The 16,885-nt window shown below is 32.6% G+C and carries 16 protein-coding genes and 1 pseudogene; 10 read left to right on the forward strand and 7 right to left on the reverse strand.

The features are described 5' to 3' along the window. Nucleotides 1–177: 177 nt before the first annotated feature. Nucleotides 178–1,455 carry a pyruvate MFS transporter gene (locus tag KI230_RS12660; RefSeq protein ID WP_000660709.1) on the reverse strand — a complete coding sequence of 426 codons (1,278 nt, stop codon included), beginning with the start codon at nucleotides 1,453–1,455 and terminating at the stop codon, nucleotides 178–180. A 546-nt stretch (nucleotides 1,456–2,001) separates the two neighbouring features. On the opposite strand from KI230_RS12660, the gene uptA reads away from it, so the two are divergent. Then, the gene (gene uptA / locus KI230_RS12665) at nucleotides 2,002–2,613 is read left to right on the forward strand and encodes an undecaprenyl phosphate transporter UptA (RefSeq protein ID WP_000435045.1); all 612 of its coding nucleotides are present in this window, start codon (nucleotides 2,002–2,004) and stop codon (nucleotides 2,611–2,613) included. A gap of 8 nt (nucleotides 2,614–2,621) precedes the next feature. On the opposite strand, the pseudogene KI230_RS12670 reads toward uptA, so the two are convergent. Next, nucleotides 2,622–2,721: pseudogene (locus tag KI230_RS12670) on the reverse strand (hypothetical protein). A 408-nt stretch (nucleotides 2,722–3,129) separates the two neighbouring features. On the opposite strand from KI230_RS12670, the gene KI230_RS12675 reads away from it, so the two are divergent. The 4 genes from KI230_RS12675 to KI230_RS12690 all read left to right on the forward strand — a co-directional run bounded on the left by KI230_RS12675 (nucleotide 3,130) and on the right by KI230_RS12690 (nucleotide 8,355). Further along, nucleotides 3,130–3,825 (forward strand): ABC transporter ATP-binding protein, encoded by a 696-nt coding sequence (locus KI230_RS12675; protein ID WP_000382901.1) that lies wholly within the window; start codon nucleotides 3,130–3,132, stop codon nucleotides 3,823–3,825. Between the two features lies 1 nt (nucleotide 3,826). Then, nucleotides 3,827–4,597 carry a DUF2705 family protein gene (locus KI230_RS12680; protein ID WP_000536959.1) on the forward strand — a complete coding sequence of 257 codons (771 nt, stop codon included), beginning with the start codon at nucleotides 3,827–3,829 and terminating at the stop codon, nucleotides 4,595–4,597. Between the two features lie 373 nt (nucleotides 4,598–4,970). Then, nucleotides 4,971–6,935 (forward strand): fructose-1,6-bisphosphatase, encoded by a 1,965-nt coding sequence (locus tag KI230_RS12685; RefSeq protein ID WP_000192168.1) that lies wholly within the window; start codon nucleotides 4,971–4,973, stop codon nucleotides 6,933–6,935. A gap of 343 nt (nucleotides 6,936–7,278) precedes the next feature. After that, nucleotides 7,279–8,355 carry a YkvI family membrane protein gene (locus tag KI230_RS12690; RefSeq protein ID WP_176430956.1) on the forward strand — a complete coding sequence of 359 codons (1,077 nt, stop codon included), beginning with the start codon at nucleotides 7,279–7,281 and terminating at the stop codon, nucleotides 8,353–8,355. Nucleotides 8,356–8,459: 104 nt separating this feature from the next. Here the strand turns inward: KI230_RS12690 and mhqD are convergent, their stop codons facing one another. The 3 genes from mhqD to mhqR form a co-directional block, all read right to left on the reverse strand. Then, nucleotides 8,460–9,053 (reverse strand): methylhydroquinone degradation carboxylesterase MhqD, encoded by a 594-nt coding sequence (gene mhqD / locus KI230_RS12695; RefSeq protein ID WP_045176566.1) that lies wholly within the window; start codon nucleotides 9,051–9,053, stop codon nucleotides 8,460–8,462. Between the two features lie 30 nt (nucleotides 9,054–9,083). Continuing rightward, a complete protein-coding gene (gene mhqE / locus KI230_RS12700; RefSeq protein WP_045176565.1) occupies nucleotides 9,084–10,043 on the reverse strand; it encodes a ring-cleaving dioxygenase MhqE in 960 nt (319 codons plus the stop codon). Nucleotides 10,044–10,120: 77 nt separating this feature from the next. Then, on the reverse strand, nucleotides 10,121–10,555 hold the full coding sequence (mhqR, locus tag KI230_RS12705; protein ID WP_000376235.1) for a MarR family transcriptional regulator MhqR: 435 nt from the start codon (nucleotides 10,553–10,555) through the stop codon (nucleotides 10,121–10,123). Between the two features lie 225 nt (nucleotides 10,556–10,780). Between mhqR and KI230_RS12710 the strand changes: the two genes are divergently transcribed. Both KI230_RS12710 and KI230_RS12715 read left to right on the forward strand, forming a co-directional pair. Further along, entirely contained in the window at nucleotides 10,781–11,065 is a 285-nt protein-coding gene (locus KI230_RS12710) for a GNAT family N-acetyltransferase (protein WP_000067112.1), read from the forward strand. Nucleotides 11,066–11,239: 174 nt separating this feature from the next. Continuing rightward, complete coding sequence (locus KI230_RS12715) at nucleotides 11,240–12,046, forward strand: VOC family protein (RefSeq protein ID WP_045176562.1); 807 nt, start codon at nucleotides 11,240–11,242, stop codon at nucleotides 12,044–12,046. A 120-nt stretch (nucleotides 12,047–12,166) separates the two neighbouring features. Here the strand turns inward: KI230_RS12715 and KI230_RS12720 are convergent, their stop codons facing one another. Next, nucleotides 12,167–12,838, reverse strand: a complete 672-nt coding sequence (locus tag KI230_RS12720) for an NAD(P)H-dependent oxidoreductase (protein ID WP_000069098.1) — start codon at nucleotides 12,836–12,838, stop codon at nucleotides 12,167–12,169. Between the two features lie 269 nt (nucleotides 12,839–13,107). Between KI230_RS12720 and KI230_RS12725 the strand changes: the two genes are divergently transcribed. After that, on the forward strand, nucleotides 13,108–14,100 hold the full coding sequence (locus tag KI230_RS12725; protein ID WP_045176560.1) for a D-lactate dehydrogenase: 993 nt from the start codon (nucleotides 13,108–13,110) through the stop codon (nucleotides 14,098–14,100). 246 nt (nucleotides 14,101–14,346) lie between these two features. On the opposite strand, the gene KI230_RS12730 is transcribed toward KI230_RS12725, so the two are convergent. Further along, a complete protein-coding gene (locus KI230_RS12730; RefSeq protein ID WP_000237540.1) occupies nucleotides 14,347–15,147 on the reverse strand; it encodes a Cof-type HAD-IIB family hydrolase in 801 nt (266 codons plus the stop codon). Between the two features lie 320 nt (nucleotides 15,148–15,467). Between KI230_RS12730 and yydI the strand changes: the two genes are divergently transcribed. Beyond that, on the forward strand, nucleotides 15,468–16,103 hold the full coding sequence (gene yydI, locus KI230_RS12735) for a YydI family epipeptide exporter ATP-binding subunit (RefSeq protein ID WP_000773921.1): 636 nt from the start codon (nucleotides 15,468–15,470) through the stop codon (nucleotides 16,101–16,103). A 14-nt stretch (nucleotides 16,104–16,117) separates the two neighbouring features. After that, nucleotides 16,118–16,840, forward strand: coding sequence for a YydJ family epipeptide exporter permease subunit (gene yydJ / locus KI230_RS12740; protein WP_000763020.1), 723 nt, complete (start codon nucleotides 16,118–16,120; stop codon nucleotides 16,838–16,840). Nucleotides 16,841–16,885 lie beyond the last annotated feature (45 nt).

Consider the following 16,885-nt stretch of genomic DNA (forward strand, 5'->3'; position numbering starts at 1 on the left):
AATTTATATGTACTTTTACAAGCGTTACCTGACTAATGTTTTAAAACTTTATTTCTTTACATATATCATTTTAATAACTTCCCGTTCATCTTAAACCATATCTGTTTTAAAAAGTTTCAATTTCAACGTAAAAAAGCAATAAGCCCCAACAATGTGAAAGCTTACTGCTTGTTTAAATTATTTTTCTATTGCTTTATCATCACTAACAATTAAAGGTTGATCTGGTTTCACATAGAACCACATAATCACAGCGATTACTGCTGGAACGATTAACAATTGGAATGTCATTGTCCAACCTAAATGTTCTACGAATAGACCTGCTAATAGCGGACTGATTAATGCACCTATATTACCCCATAAGTTCATCCACCCTGATACTGTACCAGAGAAGTTACGTCCTAAGTCAGTTGCTGCAGCCCAACTCATACCCATTGAAATACCGATACCACCAAGACCTAGTGATAACCAGAAAATACTTACATATAAATTTCCTGTACGTACAGCAAAGATAATTGAAACTGCAAACACAATAAATCCTGCGATTGCAATTACACCTCTAGCTACGAATTTTGAACGACCTAATCCTAATACACGGTCAGAAATTGCACCTGCTGATAAGATTAAGAAGAACATTAATAACCAAGGTAATGAACTAATGCTCATTTCTTTAAAGTTAACGTGGAATACTTCTGTTAAATACGTCGGTAACCAAATTAAGAATAATGTAATGATAAATTGTACAACAAAGTATTGAATTGCAATTGCATAGAAGCTAAAACGTTTAAAGAAATCATTCCATGGTGGTGATGACTTTTCAGTAGCTACGATATCACGATTTTCCATAATGAAACGTTTCTCCGCTTCATTAACCATTCTATGTTGCTCAGGTAAGTCTTTGGCAATAATCGCCCATAATACAGCCATTAAAATACCTACTGCACCAAAAATGTAAAATACTGCTTGCCAGTTAAATGCGTTAACAATAGCAATTGTAACTATTGGTGCTAATACAGGTCCGAAATATGATCCTGCTAATAATGCACTTGATGCTCTACCTTTTTCATTTTTAGAGAACCAAAATGAGTTAAACACAGCATTAGAAGGGTACATTGGCGCCTCACCTACACCAAATAAGAATCTCACTAAATAAATTAAACCGTGGTTCTTAATCATACCCGTTAAGATTGTAAATGCACTCCACCAAACTAATGCAATTGTAATCATCTTACGTGGACCGAATTTTTCAGCCAACATCCCCGATGGTACTTGCATTAATGCATAACCTAGAGAGAAGAATGATGCCAATAAGCCAAATTGTGGTTTGGTCATCCCTAAATCATCCATCATTTGTTTAGCGATATATGAAATGTTTGCTCTATCCATATACGCAATAACCCCAATAAAGAAGAACGCAAGCGCGAACATCCACCTTACGTTAGTTCGTTTTTCCTTCATAACTATTCCTACTTCCCTTATTAATTTTTAAAAACTTACCCTAGAACGATAAAACTTTCGGACATCTGGCATGTCCACCCCTACTTTGTCACAAAATTGTACCAAAGTTATTTTTTATAATATTATCAGACATGGAAAGCGTTTACAATAGAATCTATAAAAATTTTATTAAATACCGCTTAACTTTTGCTATTAAAACGATATAAAGGAACTTTTAGTTACATAGTAGCCTATCGTTTGTTAATTAAAAATACTGCAATCCTAGTGTTTTAAAACGTATATTGCAGGCTTTCTTACATATTCGACATTCATTTTAAATTGCATAAAACTACATTGCTCATTCATTGTGCAGCGCCTGTTATTTAGATAATCATTTGTTGACTTTTCGTACTTATAGCAAGCAATTTTTTGATTTATTGCTTATAATACATTTTAAGACAAATGCTTGTTTCAACATCGCATACGACATCATTCATTATTCATTTGAATTTATCCAGTTTCTATTTGTCTGCAATTGCTGAAAATTAAAGGAGCTTATTTTTAATAATGGAACAAATTATCACTGAATTTATTAGTCGTTTTGGGTATGCAGCGATTTTTATATTAATCTTATTAGAAAATGTTTTACCTATCGTACCATCGGAAATTATTTTGACATTTGCTGGTCTTATGTCTGTTAAATCACATTTATCAATTTTAACTTTATTTATTATTGCAACCATCGCATCGTTTATAGGGCTGTTAATTTTATATTATATCTGTCGTTTGATTTCAGAAGAACGTCTATATCGTTTTATTGATCGACACGGTAAGTGGATTAAATTGAAAAGTAAGGATTTAAAGCGAGCAAATGATTGGTTTAAAAAGTATGGCGTATGGGCTGTATTTATCTGTCGTTTCATACCTGTATTACGTGTATTGATTACCATTCCAGCCGGTGTAAACCGCATGAATGTTGTGACATTTACCGTTATTTCATTAATAGGTACAACAATTTGGAATTTCGGTTTAATTTTACTAGGACGCACATTGAGCAATAGCTTTGGTATGTTGATGACTGGTCTTCATACATATTCACGTATTATGTATGTTGTCATCATTATCGCAGTCATTTACTTTGCTATACGTTACATTGGTAAACGTAAGAGAGTAAAATAATATTGTTGTTAGTATAAAGGCATGAATTTTAAATTTCTATACACAAAAAGCAGTAAAATCATTCCATCTATTGAAATGATTCACTGCTTTTTTAAGTTTATTTGGCATACTTTAGCTGAAAGTCACCTAAAATCCTTTACGTTAAGAGATATAATGAAGTTTCCCATCAAAGTTCAGTTCCCTCAGTATGTATACATTCCGCAAACGCATCTCACAATCCATCTATAATACAAACTATCATCTTAAATAAGCAGAATTTACCCTGTCTTCCACACAAACTGTTTTCGTCACTTTAATGTGCCTACTATCCAAAAAAGTTACTCATAACAAATTGCGAATTTTAATAAATGTAGCAATGCCATTTGCATGCTACAAAAATACTCGTATTCATATTTATGTTTTATATTATTAAAGTTTTTTAAATCCATATTTTTATAACACTTGCTATGTGATAAAATTAATTTTATATATAAAATCTTAAGATTCAGATTATTTAATAGCAAAGGAGATAGTGATATGGATGTTTTAACAATAGAACATTTAACAAAGAAGATAGGCAACAAAACGATTCTCGAAGATGTATCATTTAAGCTGAAACGCGGACAAATAGTTGGTCTCGTTGGAGCGAATGGTGCAGGTAAAACAACTTTAATGAAAGTTATATTAGGTTACTCTAGTTTCCAAAGCGGGAATTTTAATGTTATTAACAGCAAGGACAGCAAAAGCAATATCGGCGCATTGATTGAAAATCCAGGAATATATCCTTTTATGTCTGGATATGAAAACTTGAAGTTATTGAATGAATCAAAAAACACTCAAGATATCGATAAAATTGTCTCACAACTTCATATGGATGAATACATTCATAAAAAAGCTAAAACGTATTCTCTTGGTATGAAACAAAAATTAGGAATTGCTATAGCATTTTTAAATGACCCTCAATTTATTATCTTAGATGAACCAATGAATGGCTTAGATCCAAAAGCTGTGCGAGATGTACGTGAATTGATTGTCCAAAAAGCGCAAGAAGGTGTTACTTTCTTAATTTCGAGTCATATTTTAAGTGAATTAGTTAAAATCACAAACTCTATCCTTATTATTAACAAAGGTAAAATTGTTACAGAAACATCGGAAGAAGAACTTAAACAATTTAAAGATAATGATTTAGAAAATGTATTACTAGAAATCATAGAAAGGGAGGACCAAGCATAAAATGGGAACTTTAATTAAACAAGAATGTTTCAAATTATTTAAAAAGAAATCAACTTTTATCGCACCTATTGTCTTCATTCTACTAATGGTTGCTCAAGGTTATATCGCTACAAAATACAATGAAATTTTTACGCCACAGGAATCTTTCACATCTGCTTATAATGGTTTTTCATGGTTTGCATTTTTATTAATTATTCAAGCAAGTACAATCATTTCAATGGAATTTCATTACGGTACGATTAAAAATTTACTCTATCGTGAATATTCAAGAACAACTATGATTGTTAGCAAAATCATCACATTATTTATTATTTCTTTAATTTATTTTATTATTACAATTATTGCTTCAATTGTTATTGGTTCTTTATTCTTTAATGATTTAAATATATTTGAAAGTAGCGGTAATCAATTATCTTTATTGAATCAATTATTATTAGTTAGTTTAGGCACATTTGTTGGCGTTTGGTTAGTTTTAAGCTTAACGTTGCTATTATCATCTGCAACAAATTCAACGGGAGTAGCCATTGCTGTAGGTATTGTTTTTTATTTTGCAAGTTCTATTTTAGCAGTTATTCAAACGGCACTTTTAGAAAAAATAGACTGGCTAAAGTGGAATCCTATTAATATGATGAATATTATGCTTCAAACAGTTGAAAAAGGTTTTAGTAAGTCGACGAAATTAGAACTTCATGAATTGTTTATTGGTAATATTGCTTATATTTCTATTTTCTTAATACTTGTAGTATTTATTTTCAAGAAGAAAAATATTTAGTAACTTAAAGTTATTAAATGTCTAAATACACACATATTCCATCGTATTCCAAAATCATTTTCAAATCCCTTCACCCAAATAATGGTGCGGGGATTTTTTCATCCAAATTTTGGCAATTACACATTTTACATATCGTAATTTTTTAGGAAACTAGTGAATATAACAAATCTCTTCTCTCATTTTTAAAATAGATATATCACTTCCCCACTTTTACTTAACTAAACTGCAACGGCTCCTAATACCAAAATCCTGCCCTCTATTTTTATCAATTCAAGCATACTTATTGAAAAATGTTAACGTTTTCTTGATAATCATTGTAAGCGCATTTATTTTATAAACTAACGTTTGAAATATACTACAGGAGTGACACGTAATGACTCAAATTACTGAAAAAGAATTAAAAAAGAAGTATTTAGATTTACTATCCCAAAATTTTGATACTCCAGAAAAACTTGCAACTGAAATTATCAATTTAGAATCAATTTTAGAATTACCTAAAGGTACGGAACATTTCGTCAGCGATTTACATGGTGAATATGAAGCTTTCCAACACGTATTACGCAACGGTTCTGGGAACGTGCGAGCGAAAATCAATGATATTTTCAAAGAGAGACTTTCAACTAAGGAGCTTAATGACTTAACTGCTCTTGTCTACTATCCAGAAGACAAATTAAAATTGATTAAAAGTGATTTCCAAAATTGCGGTCAACTTAATGTCTGGTATATCACAACAATCGAACATTTAATTGAGTTAATTAAATATTGTTCTTCAAAATATACGCGTTCAAAACTGCGTAAAGCATTGCCAAAACAATACGTTTATATTATTGAGGAACTACTGTATAAAAGTAATGAATATCAAAATAAAAAATCATATTACGAAACACTTGTTAACCAAGTAATTGAACTTAAACAGGCAGATGATTTAATTATTGGACTCGCTTATTCCGTACAACGCTTAGTCGTCGATCATTTACACGTTGTCGGTGATATTTATGATCGTGGACCACAACCAGATAAAATTATGGATACACTGATTAATTATCATTCCCTAGATATTCAATGGGGTAATCATGATGTGCTTTGGGTTGGAGCCTATGCTGGGTCAAAAGTATGCTTAGCAAACTTACTTCGAATTTGTGCACGTTATGATAATTTAGATATTATCGAAGACGCTTATGGCATTAATTTAAGACCACTGCTTACTTTAGCTGAAAAATACTATGACGCAGATAATCCTGCTTTTAAGCCTAAAAAAAGACCTGACAAACACGAACGTTTAACTCAACGTGAAGAAAGTCAAATTACTAAAATTCATCAAGCTATTGCGATGATTCAATTCAAGTTAGAAATACCAATTATTAAACGTCGTCCAAATTTCGAAATGGAAGAACGTCTTGTGCTTGAAAAGGTTAATTATGATACAAATGAAATTACAGTTTATGGTAATACATACCCATTGAAAGACACATGTTTCCAAACTGTCAATCGTGATAATCCAGCAGAATTACTACCTGAAGAAGAAGAAGTCATGAATAAACTATTATTGTCATTCCAACAATCTGAAAAATTACGTCGTCATATGTCTTTCTTGATGCGTAAAGGCTCTCTTTACTTACCATATAATGGCAATTTACTCATTCATGGTTGTATTCCAGTTGATGAAAATGGTGAGATGGAATCATTTGAAATTGATGGTCATACTTACAGCGGCCAAGAATTATTAGATGTGTTTGAGTATCATGTCCGTAAATCATTTGATGAAAAAGAAAATACTGATGACTTATCGACGGATTTAGTTTGGTATTTATGGACTGGGAAATATTCGTCACTATTTGGTAAACGTGCCATGACTACGTTTGAGCGATACTTTATTGCAGATAAAGCTTCTCATAAAGAAGAAAAGAATCCGTACTATCATCTTCGTGAAGATGTGAATATGGTTCGTAAAATGCTCAGTGATTTCGGATTAAATCCAGATGAAGGACGCATTATTAATGGTCACACACCAGTGAAAGAAATCAATGGCGAAGATCCTATCAAGGCTGATGGAAAGATGCTTGTCATTGATGGTGGCTTTTCAAAAGCTTATCAGTCAACAACTGGCATTGCAGGCTATACACTATTGTATAATTCATTCGGTATGCAACTCGTTGCACACCAACAATTTAACGCTAAAGAAAAAATACTTTCCGAAGGTATCGATGAACTTTCTATAAAGCGCGTCGTAGATAAAGAATTACAACGTAAGAAGATTCGTGATACCAATATTGGTAAAGATCTTCAAGCTCAAATAGATATTTTGAAAATGTTAATGCATGATCGTTACTTAGACTAAAGACGACATTTGATGCATGTATCGTGCACTTATTTAGTGGTACTGTGTTTACGCATTGGCTACGCAAACACGATGATAAATAGGCGACCTAGCTACACCGAAAAAAATCCCCTCACTATTGCGAGTAGTGAGGGGATTGGTGTATCTATGCTAATTCCTGTTAACTGTATTATAACAACTTTACAGCAAAAAAATGCAAAATCAACTAATAAATTAATGAAATGACCGACACCCTCGCTTCTACTCCAATTTAACAAAATACTATATTAGTACTATATTTTTCATTAACATGTATGTTACATTTTCTATATTACTTAAAATTACGAAGGGACATTTTTAAATCATGCGTATCTTAAAAGAGTCCATTATTGTGGCATTTGCCTTTGTTGGTGTTGTCGTTGGTGCCGGCTTTGCTACTGGTCAAGAAATTTTCCAGTTTTTCACAAGTCATGGCGCATATAGCATTTCAGGCATTATTGTAACAGGACTATTGATTACTTTAGGTGGAATGGTTGTCATGCATACAGGTCATCATCTAAAGTCCAGAAATCATTCTGATTCAATTAACTATTTCTTATACCCCTCTATTGCAAGAGGTTTTGATATTATTTTAACAATGTTTATGTTGTCTTTAGCTATTATTATGACTGCAGGTGGTGCGTCAACCATTCATCAAAGTTTCAACTTACCGTATTGGCTGAGCGCACTCATATTAGTCGCCTTTATTTTAGCAACACTGTTTCTAAAATTCGATCGTTTAATTGCTGTGCTTGGCGGTGTTACCCCATTTTTAATTGCGATTGTCATTATGATTGCGGTCTACTATTTCACAACAAGTCATCTTGATTTTACTGCCGCTAATAATGATGCTCAGATTCATAAGCAGAAATCATTATCACCTGGATGGTGGTTTGATGCGATTAACTATGCAAGCTTGCAAATTGCTGCTGCCTTCAGCTTCTTATCAGTGATGGGTAGTAAAGTTAAATATCGTGACTCAACGTTATACGGGGGCTTGATTGGCGGTTTAATCATTACATTTTTACTCATGATGATTAATCTAGGTTTAATTTCTCAATTCGATAAAATTAAACACGTAGATCTACCTACATTAAAATTAGCGACACAAATGTCTCCGTCAATTGGTATTATTATGTCTGTCATTATGATACTTGTCATCTACAATACTGTTGTTGGATTAATGTATGCATTTGCGTCACGTTTCAGCGTTCCATTCAGCAGACGTTACTTCATCATTATTACAATGGCTGTCATCACTTATATTAGTACATTTATCGGTTTCATTTCATTAATTGGAAAAGTATTCCCTATTATGGGATTGTTCGGTTTCATCTTACTCATACCTGTACTCTATAAAGGTTTAATTAAGCGTATTACCGGCAAATCTCATATCGATTAAAATATCTATACTATTGTAAAATTTAGTACAGCACTTCAAAATCAAAAAAGCGGGCAGATGAAAAGTAAAAATCTTTTCCATCTTTCCGCTTCTTAATAGAACTGTTATTTCCCAAGTATTTGTTGACCAGCCGTTAATCCAGTTTCTGTAATTTCATGACCATTCACCCAAACTTCTTCGACTACTGCCCCACGTGTCTTAAACAAGTTAATGACTTGTTCACTTGCAGCTAATGGCACAATTGGATCATGTTTCCCCATAGAAAGCAACACACTGACATCTGATAAATTCTTTGTTGACCTTACCTCAATCGGATATAACGGTGCATATAACAATGCTTTTTTAAATGGTGCCTCTGAACGCAACATTAAGTTAATCGCTATATTTGATCCATTTGAAAATCCAACAAGTACTGCTTTTTCAATATCAAATTCATAACGTTCAGCAGCTTCTTTAATGAACGCTAACAATTCTTGTCCACGAAATTCCAAATCTTCTTCATCATAAACACCTTCACCAAGACGTTTGAAATACCGGTTCATCCCATTTTCTGAAACTTGTCCTCTAATACTTAACAAGTGATAATTTTCATTCAATGCTTCGCCTAATGGCAATAAATCGAATTCATCGCCACCTGTACCATGCAACAATATTAGTGTTGGCGCACCATTTTGTCCTTCACGAAAAATATGTTCCATCACAAATCCTCCTCATTCCAATTAATCATGTTAACGCTTAGTATTAAATGGTCTTATTTCTGATTCTATATACTCTCTTTTATTTTCTAAAAATGGTGGCAATGATAAACCTTCACCTAATGTTTCATACGGTTCATCTTCCATAAATCCTGGTCCATCTGTTGAAATTTCTATTAAAATATGCCCCACACGTGCATATAATGCTTCAAAATAGAAACGATTAACGATGCCTGAGTTGTTAATACCTACCTCTTTATATTTCGTTGCCCACGCTTCTATTGCATCATGATTTTTCACACGAAATGACACATGATGTACCTCACCATAACCTTGACGTGCTGCTGGCCCTTTATCATCTTTTATTAAGATTACCTGGCCACCATTGCCGCCTTCGCCAACTTCAAGTAATGCGACATTATCTTCATGCGCAATAGTTGTCATACCGTAAACAGTCTCTAAAATATTTTTAAAGTCGTCAAAATAACTTACTTTAATTTCAATGGGTCCTAATCCATAAATCGCTTTATCTACTGGAACCGGTCCATTCTTCCAAGGTACACCAGGTGCTACCCCTTCATTTAACTCATCTGAAATTAATTGATACACTTGGCCATCGACTTCTTCAAATGGCAACACTTTTTTACCAAATAATTCTTGAATACCTTCGTGTTTAACACCAAATTCATCAAAGCGCTGTTCATAATATGTTAATGCGTCATCGTTAGGCACTCTAAAAGACGGTCTTGTAATGGAATTTGTTCCTGCCTGCCCTTTTGTAATATTTGGAAAATCAAAGAACGTCATGTCTGTACCTGCCGAACCTACGTCATCTGCAAAAAATGTATGATACGTATAAATATCATCTTGATTGACTGTCTTTTTAACTAAGCGCATACCTAATACTTCTGTGAAAAATTTATAATTACGTTCTGCATCATCTGTCATTGCTGTGACATGGTGAATACCTAGTAATTCATGATTATTTATCATTTTATATACCCTCTTTGTCTTTTTAATGTATTTATCTCGAAATCGAGATATTTTAATGTAAATTTTTAGTGCACGCTTTACACTTCTGTAGATTGTGCACTTAGTTTCTTAAACGCTTGTTGTAAGATTGTTAATTCATCCTTTGTTAACACATCAAACGCTTTTGTTAATGTCTCAGCATGCTTAGGGAAAATATCTGCCATTTGACTTTGACCTTTTTCAGTTAAACAAGCCATATATACACGTTTATCATCTTTATCCTTTTCACGTGTAATCCAACCTTTGTCCTCTAATTGACTTACAACATATGAAATGCTGCTACTTGCAATTAATACGCGGTCTCTAATACGTTGAATTGGTTGCGGACCTTTATTATAAAGCAACTCGAGCACTGCAAATTCAGTAATATTTAAGCCATATCGCTTTACGTCTTCTTTTGTAATTTGCTCTAATGTGTCTAACGCCCTATTCATTCCGACAAAGACATTGAGCGATTGTTTCGTTCGATCCATATCATCACCAACTTTTTAATTTATTTCGATTTCGAGATAAATTATATAGCTGAATGAATTTAATGTCAAGATACGTGTTTTCATCTTCATTTCAAACTGCGCTTAATAAAAACGACTACATAAATGTGGCAATGTCGTCACATGACTGTCATGCACCTTTGACTTCGTTTAAGTTAAAATAGAATAGGGAAATACTATAATCAATCATGATAGGAGTTGATATGTATGAGTAACCTTGAAATTAAACAAGGCGAGAACAAATTCTATATTGGTGATGATGAAAATCATGCTTTAGCTGAAATCACATACCGTTTTGTGGATAATAATGAAATTAACATTGATCATACAGGCGTATCTGATGAACTCGGTGGTCAAGGTGTTGGCAAAAAACTAGTTAAAGCAGTTGTTGAACATGCTCGCGAAAATCATTTAAAAATCATTGCCTCGTGTTCATTTGCCAAACATATGTTAGAAAAAGAAGATTCATATCAAGATGTGTATCTTGGTTAAATAAACCTCGCGATGGTGCGTCAGTGCCATCGCTTTTTTATTTGTTCGTATCAATATAAAATTGCGAAACATCATGTTATTTTGCATTTCAAACTTTATGCTATCAATTCAATTTCTTTTCTGGTATACTTTTTATACCAACTTATAGAAAAATAGAAAACGAGGCGATGCATAATGGCATTTCACGATAAAACAGCAACACAAGTGACAAACATTGAACTGAACGTAAGAGACTTAGACTTAATGACAACATTTTACAAAAACATTTTAGGACTATCCGTTAAAAGTTCTGACGATAACACAACCGTATTATCTGTTGGGACTGGTGGCCATACTCTAACGTTACATTTATTAGAAGACGGCCGTCAGACTTCCCCACGTGAAGCAGGATTTTTTCATATAGCATTTTTATTACCAACTACTGAGGATCTAGCTAACTTCTTATATTTCGTGGCACAAAAAAATATGGGCATTGGCGCTGGTGATCATTTAGTAAGTGAAGCTTTATATTTCAACGACCCCGAAGGTAATGGTATTGAAGTCTATCGCGATAGACCTTCATCTTCATGGGAATGGCAAAATGGCAAAGTTAAAATGGATACTTTAGAAGTTGATAGCCAAACCTTATTAACACATCGTACTGATGAAGGTTGGCAAGGAATGCCAGCAAAAGGCATGATTGGACACTTACATTTAAAAACACATGATTTAGACGCAGCATATCAATGTTACATTGAACAATTAGGATTCCAACATGTGTCTGATTTTCCACGTGCGCTATTTATGTCAACGAATCATTATCACCATCATATTGCTGCTAATACTTGGCAATCCAATCAAGCAAGACAAAACAATGCACAAAGTTATGGATTAACACATGTTGATATTTATCAACCCGACGCCTCAACACATACATTTACGGCACCAGAAGGGTTTGACATCACAGTTCATTCAAATACTGACCTTGTTCCAGAAAAATAATCATCCATACTTTATTAATACAATTTTTTCACGCAAAAACCTGCGATTCATTTATGTAATCGCAGGCTTTTTTTATTGCTAACTTTTTAATTTTATATATTTAGACATACTGTATTCTATTTATTCTTTTGGTCCAACCCATTCAATAACATCTTCATATGCTTGGCGTGTTTTATTTTTCGGTGGATCTTGTTGTCTGTAGCCAAATGCAACCATCACTGATAAACCAAATTGCTCAGTATCTAAGATACCTTTATTTGCTAAAATGTCTGTCACTGTATCCAGACTAAAACCTTCCATCGGACATGAATCAATACCTAACAATGCGGCTGTCGTCATCATATTGCCTAATGCGATATACGTTTGTTTACTTGACCAGTCATACAAGGCTTGATCATTATCAGAAATATGGAAATCTGCTTGGAATGCATCGAATTTTTGTTCAACAGCTGGAATCGTTTGTGCCTCATATTTTTTAATATCTCTTAACATATGTTGTACATACGGTGATCTTGACGTTACATTTTTACGCGCAAAAATTAGCACAAAATGGCTCGCTGTATCTAATTGTTTTGCTGCGCCCCAACTGTGCGCTTTTAATTCATCACGTAACGCTTGATCTTGAATCACGACAAACTTCCAAGGTTCTAACCCAAGAGAACTTGGAGACAATCTACCTGACTCTAATATTGTTTCAAAATCTTCTTTCGAAACTTTCTTTTGTGGATCGAATTGCTTAGTCGCATGTCTGAAATGAAATGCATCCATAATTGTTTGATTCATATTGCTCATTGAACATAGCCTCCAATTTTTATATTTATTACTATACAAATTATACTTCATGTTTTAAAAAGACTAAAGTAATCCGTTTGCAATTCGCTATAACTTGTGCACATGTTATAAGTTTTCTGCAATAAAACACACTTTTGAATTTTGGGAAATTTAGTGTTATAATATATTTGTGATATTTTTCACAATTAAATTGTGGCGTGATTTTAATGTAAATAATCTTTAATTTCACTCATTTACTTTTCAATCTTTTAAAAGCGAGGTTTTTAATAATGACAAAAATTATGTTCTTTGGTACGCGTGATTATGAGAAAGAGATGGCATTAAATTGGGGGAAAAAGAATAATGTCGAAGTAACTACTTCTAAAGAGCTATTATCAAGTGCTACAGTCGATCAATTAAAAGATTACGATGGCGTAACTACAATGCAATTTGGTAAGTTAGAAAATGACGTTTATCCTAAATTAGAATCTTACGGTATTAAACAAATTGCACAACGTACTGCTGGATTTGATATGTATGATTTAGATTTAGCTAAAAAACACAACATTGTGATATCTAACGTTCCTAGTTATTCACCTGAAACAATTGCAGAGTATTCTGTTTCTATCGCCCTACAATTAGTGCGTCGCTTCCCAGATATTGAACGCCGTGTACAAGCACATGATTTTACTTGGCAAGCAGAAATCATGTCTAAACCAGTTAAAAATATGACTGTTGCAATTATCGGTACGGGTCGTATCGGTGCTGCTACAGCTAAAATATATGCAGGATTTGGTGCTACAATTACAGCTTATGACGCTTATCCTAATAAAGATTTAGACTTTTTAACTTATAAAGATAGTGTTAAAGAAGCTATTAAAGATGCCGATATTATTTCTTTACATGTTCCAGCGAACAAAGAAAGCTATCATTTATTCGATAAAGCAATGTTTGATCATGTGAAAAAAGGTGCAATCTTAGTTAACGCAGCACGTGGTGCAGTCATCAATACACCTGATTTAATCGATGCAGTGAACGATGGTACTTTGTTAGGTGCTGCGATTGATACTTATGAAAATGAAGCAGCATACTTCACAAATGACTGGACTAATAAAGACATTGACGATAAAACATTATTAGAGTTAATCGAACATGAAAGAATTTTAGTAACACCACATATTGCTTTCTTCTCTGATGAAGCAGTACAAAACCTTGTTGAAGGTGGTTTAAACGCAGCATTATCTGTCATTAACACTGGTACATGTGAAACACGTTTAAATTAATATATATTTAAAAGCAAAGGCGCGCCATGTGCCTTTGCTTTTTATTTTGTATATCTGTATCAAAATCGGTTTGATTAAAATCTGCTTTATTTTATCATCTATTCAACTGATTGTAGTGCGCTTATTTTACTATGGCATTATTGCCTAACCTGTTTGAGATATATTAATGTTTGATGATTCGTATTCAGAGTTTTCATTTAACATGTATTTAGTATCATAATAGCCGCTTCATTGATGATGTACTACCTACTTGTTCAATACTTCTTGTTCGATAATCGTTAAAACACCCTGCTTATCATTACTTGGAGCGACAGCAGAGGCAATCTTGAACAATTCTTCATCATGACTATTTTCCATCACATAACTATGCTTAGCGAACGCAAGCATATCTTTATCATTATTCGCATCTCCGAAGGCCATGAGCTCTGAAGAAGACATTCCCCATTTATCTAACAATCGTTTTAAAGCCTGTCCTTTAGTCATGTTTGGCATAATAATATCAATACTATCGTGCCCACTTGAGACAAGTTTAATATCATTGCTGAATTGCGTTGCTACTTCTTCGTCAACATTCGGATGCGTCTCACGATTAATATTAAATGCTATTTTGACATAATCATCCTCAGGTAATTGCTGTAGACTGTCAATTTCTTTTAACTGATGATAATAAAATCTCGTATCTTCTTTAAATGCTTCAGAAGTATGTTTTAAAATATACGCGCTTTTCAAACCACAGATGACGAGTTGATCAATACTTTGGTTCATATTTAAATAATCGACAACCTGTTGAAACACCTGACGATTAAAGCTTTTATAATTATATAACTCATTGCCATTATAAATAACTGCACCATTTTCAGAAATAAAATACATATCTCTATCCCCGAAAATAGACTTCAACTTCGCATATTGATTGCCACTCGCAGCAATAAATGTAATATCTCTATTTCTAAGTTCAGTAAAAATCGCTTCAAATCTTGATTTATCGTATGTCTTTTTCGAATCTAAAAACGTCCCGTCCATATCTACCGCAATAGCCTTAACCATGATTATCCTCCTCATTGCTCTTTTAGTCGTCTTCATTATATCCATCTCATGACAAGCAATGAAGTTTGTCATACCACAATGAACCTATATTCACATTTTGAAATTGCTTTCATATATGCAAAACACATTACACTGGATATAGCATTCGGAGGCGAACATAAATTTCAGAATATTGTAAAAATATAACGTTATATTTATCATTTGGACAAAATATAGTGTGATATACTAATTTATAACATCTATACATAATGTGAAAGAATTTTTAAAAATATAATTAAATGTCGGTGTAATAAATCCCTTTATACATAGGAGTTGTATACATGAAACTAAATAACTATTCTTTAAAAGTTAAAAACAAACAACTAGTTGACAATTGTGATTTAAATTTCTATCTTGGTCAGATCAATCACATTGTTGGTAAAAATGGTGTAGGAAAATCTTTATTAGCTAAAGATTTCTTACTAAATAATAGTGGAAATATCCCTAAGTCCATTTCTCAAAATGTAACCTTAATATCAAGTTCATCAAATATTCCTAATGATATAACAAAAGATTTTTTATTATCATTGTTAAAATCAAAATTTGAAAACAATCGACAAACATTCGATAAGATTTATAACATACTAAACATCGAAGCAATACCGTCTAACGTACTACTAAAAAACTTGAGTGATGGTCAAAAACAAAAGCTTAAATTATTAAGTTTCTTATTGGAAGATCATGATTTAATCATATTAGATGAAGTTACAAACGCTTTAGACAAGAAAACAGTTAATGAAATTTATGAATTTTTAAATGATTTTATTCAAAGCCATCAAACTAAAACTATTATCAATATTACACATAATTTATCCGATTTAAGTGCTTTGCCGGGTAAATACTTTATTTTTAAAGACCTTCAAATAGAAGAGTACCAATCAAAAGAAGAAGTCATAAATGATTACATTAATTTATAATTGAGGTGTCCACTTTGAAATTAGAATTTAAAAAAAGTATTTCCAATAAAATTATTTACACGCTTGGTGTGCTATTCATATTCCTTTTCTTACTTGGGTATTTTTTACCAATAGGAATAGACAAAGTTAAAAGTTTAAGCTATAGCCAGTTTTTCTTCAGTTCATATACTGTTGCAACGCAATTAGGGTTCTTACTATTTTCATTTGTTATTGCATATTTTATTAATAAAGAGTATTCGAATAAAAATATATTATTTTACAAGCTGATTGGCGATAATATCTTTACCTTCTTCTATAAAAAGGTAGCAGTGTTATTTTTTGAATGTTTAGTGTTCATAATTCTAAGTATCACAATTATTTCAATTATATATTCGGATTTCTCACATTACTTACTATTAATAATCTTATTTTCACTCGTTATCTTACAATATATCTTAGTTGTTGGAACGATTAGTATGGTTTCACCTAATATTTTAATCAGCTTAGGTATCAGCATTGTATATTGGATTGGTTCAGTCATCTTAGTTGCCATTAATAAAAATATATTTGGTATCGTTGCTCCATTTGAGGCGAGCAATACGATGTATCGTGCCGTAGAAAAAATATTGAATAACGAGTCAACATTTATGTGTCCTACTGAAATTATAAATACAGTATCATTCTTCGTTCTTCTATTTATAGTTAATACTATTGTCTTATTACTAAGTAGAAAGAGATGGTTGAAAATCGGTATGTAGTACATAAAAAGGAGCGGCATCCATTGTCGCTCCTTTTTATTATGT

This window comes from Staphylococcus sp. MZ3 (assembly GCF_018622755.1).
Classification (GTDB): Bacteria; Bacillota; Bacilli; order Staphylococcales; family Staphylococcaceae; genus Staphylococcus; species Staphylococcus aureus.

Bases quoted from the DNA above. Each gene is read 5' to 3' on its own strand.
- mhqD (WP_045176566.1), bottom strand. From the start codon at position 9,053: ATGGAACATATTTTTCGTGAAGGACAAAATGGTGCGCCAACACTAATA.
- KI230_RS12660 (WP_000660709.1), bottom strand. From the start codon at position 1,455: ATGAAGGAAAAACGAACTAACGTAAGGTGGATGTTCGCGCTTGCGTTC.
- KI230_RS12715 (WP_045176562.1), top strand. From the start codon at position 11,240: ATGGCATTTCACGATAAAACAGCAACACAAGTGACAAACATTGAACTG.
- KI230_RS12680 (WP_000536959.1), top strand. From the start codon at position 3,827: ATGGGAACTTTAATTAAACAAGAATGTTTCAAATTATTTAAAAAGAAA.
- KI230_RS12730 (WP_000237540.1), bottom strand. From the start codon at position 15,147: ATGGTTAAGGCTATTGCGGTAGATATGGACGGGACGTTTTTAGATTCG.
- KI230_RS12720 (WP_000069098.1), bottom strand. From the start codon at position 12,838: ATGAGCAATATGAATCAAACAATTATGGATGCATTTCATTTCAGACAT.
- mhqE (WP_045176565.1), bottom strand. From the start codon at position 10,043: ATGATAAATAATCATGAATTACTAGGTATTCACCATGTCACAGCAATG.
- uptA (WP_000435045.1), top strand. From the start codon at position 2,002: ATGGAACAAATTATCACTGAATTTATTAGTCGTTTTGGGTATGCAGCG.
- KI230_RS12710 (WP_000067112.1), top strand. From the start codon at position 10,781: ATGAGTAACCTTGAAATTAAACAAGGCGAGAACAAATTCTATATTGGT.
- KI230_RS12690 (WP_176430956.1), top strand. From the start codon at position 7,279: ATGCGTATCTTAAAAGAGTCCATTATTGTGGCATTTGCCTTTGTTGGT.
- yydI (WP_000773921.1), top strand. From the start codon at position 15,468: ATGAAACTAAATAACTATTCTTTAAAAGTTAAAAACAAACAACTAGTT.
- mhqR (WP_000376235.1), bottom strand. From the start codon at position 10,555: ATGGATCGAACGAAACAATCGCTCAATGTCTTTGTCGGAATGAATAGG.
- KI230_RS12685 (WP_000192168.1), top strand. From the start codon at position 4,971: ATGACTCAAATTACTGAAAAAGAATTAAAAAAGAAGTATTTAGATTTA.
- KI230_RS12725 (WP_045176560.1), top strand. From the start codon at position 13,108: ATGACAAAAATTATGTTCTTTGGTACGCGTGATTATGAGAAAGAGATG.
- KI230_RS12675 (WP_000382901.1), top strand. From the start codon at position 3,130: ATGGATGTTTTAACAATAGAACATTTAACAAAGAAGATAGGCAACAAA.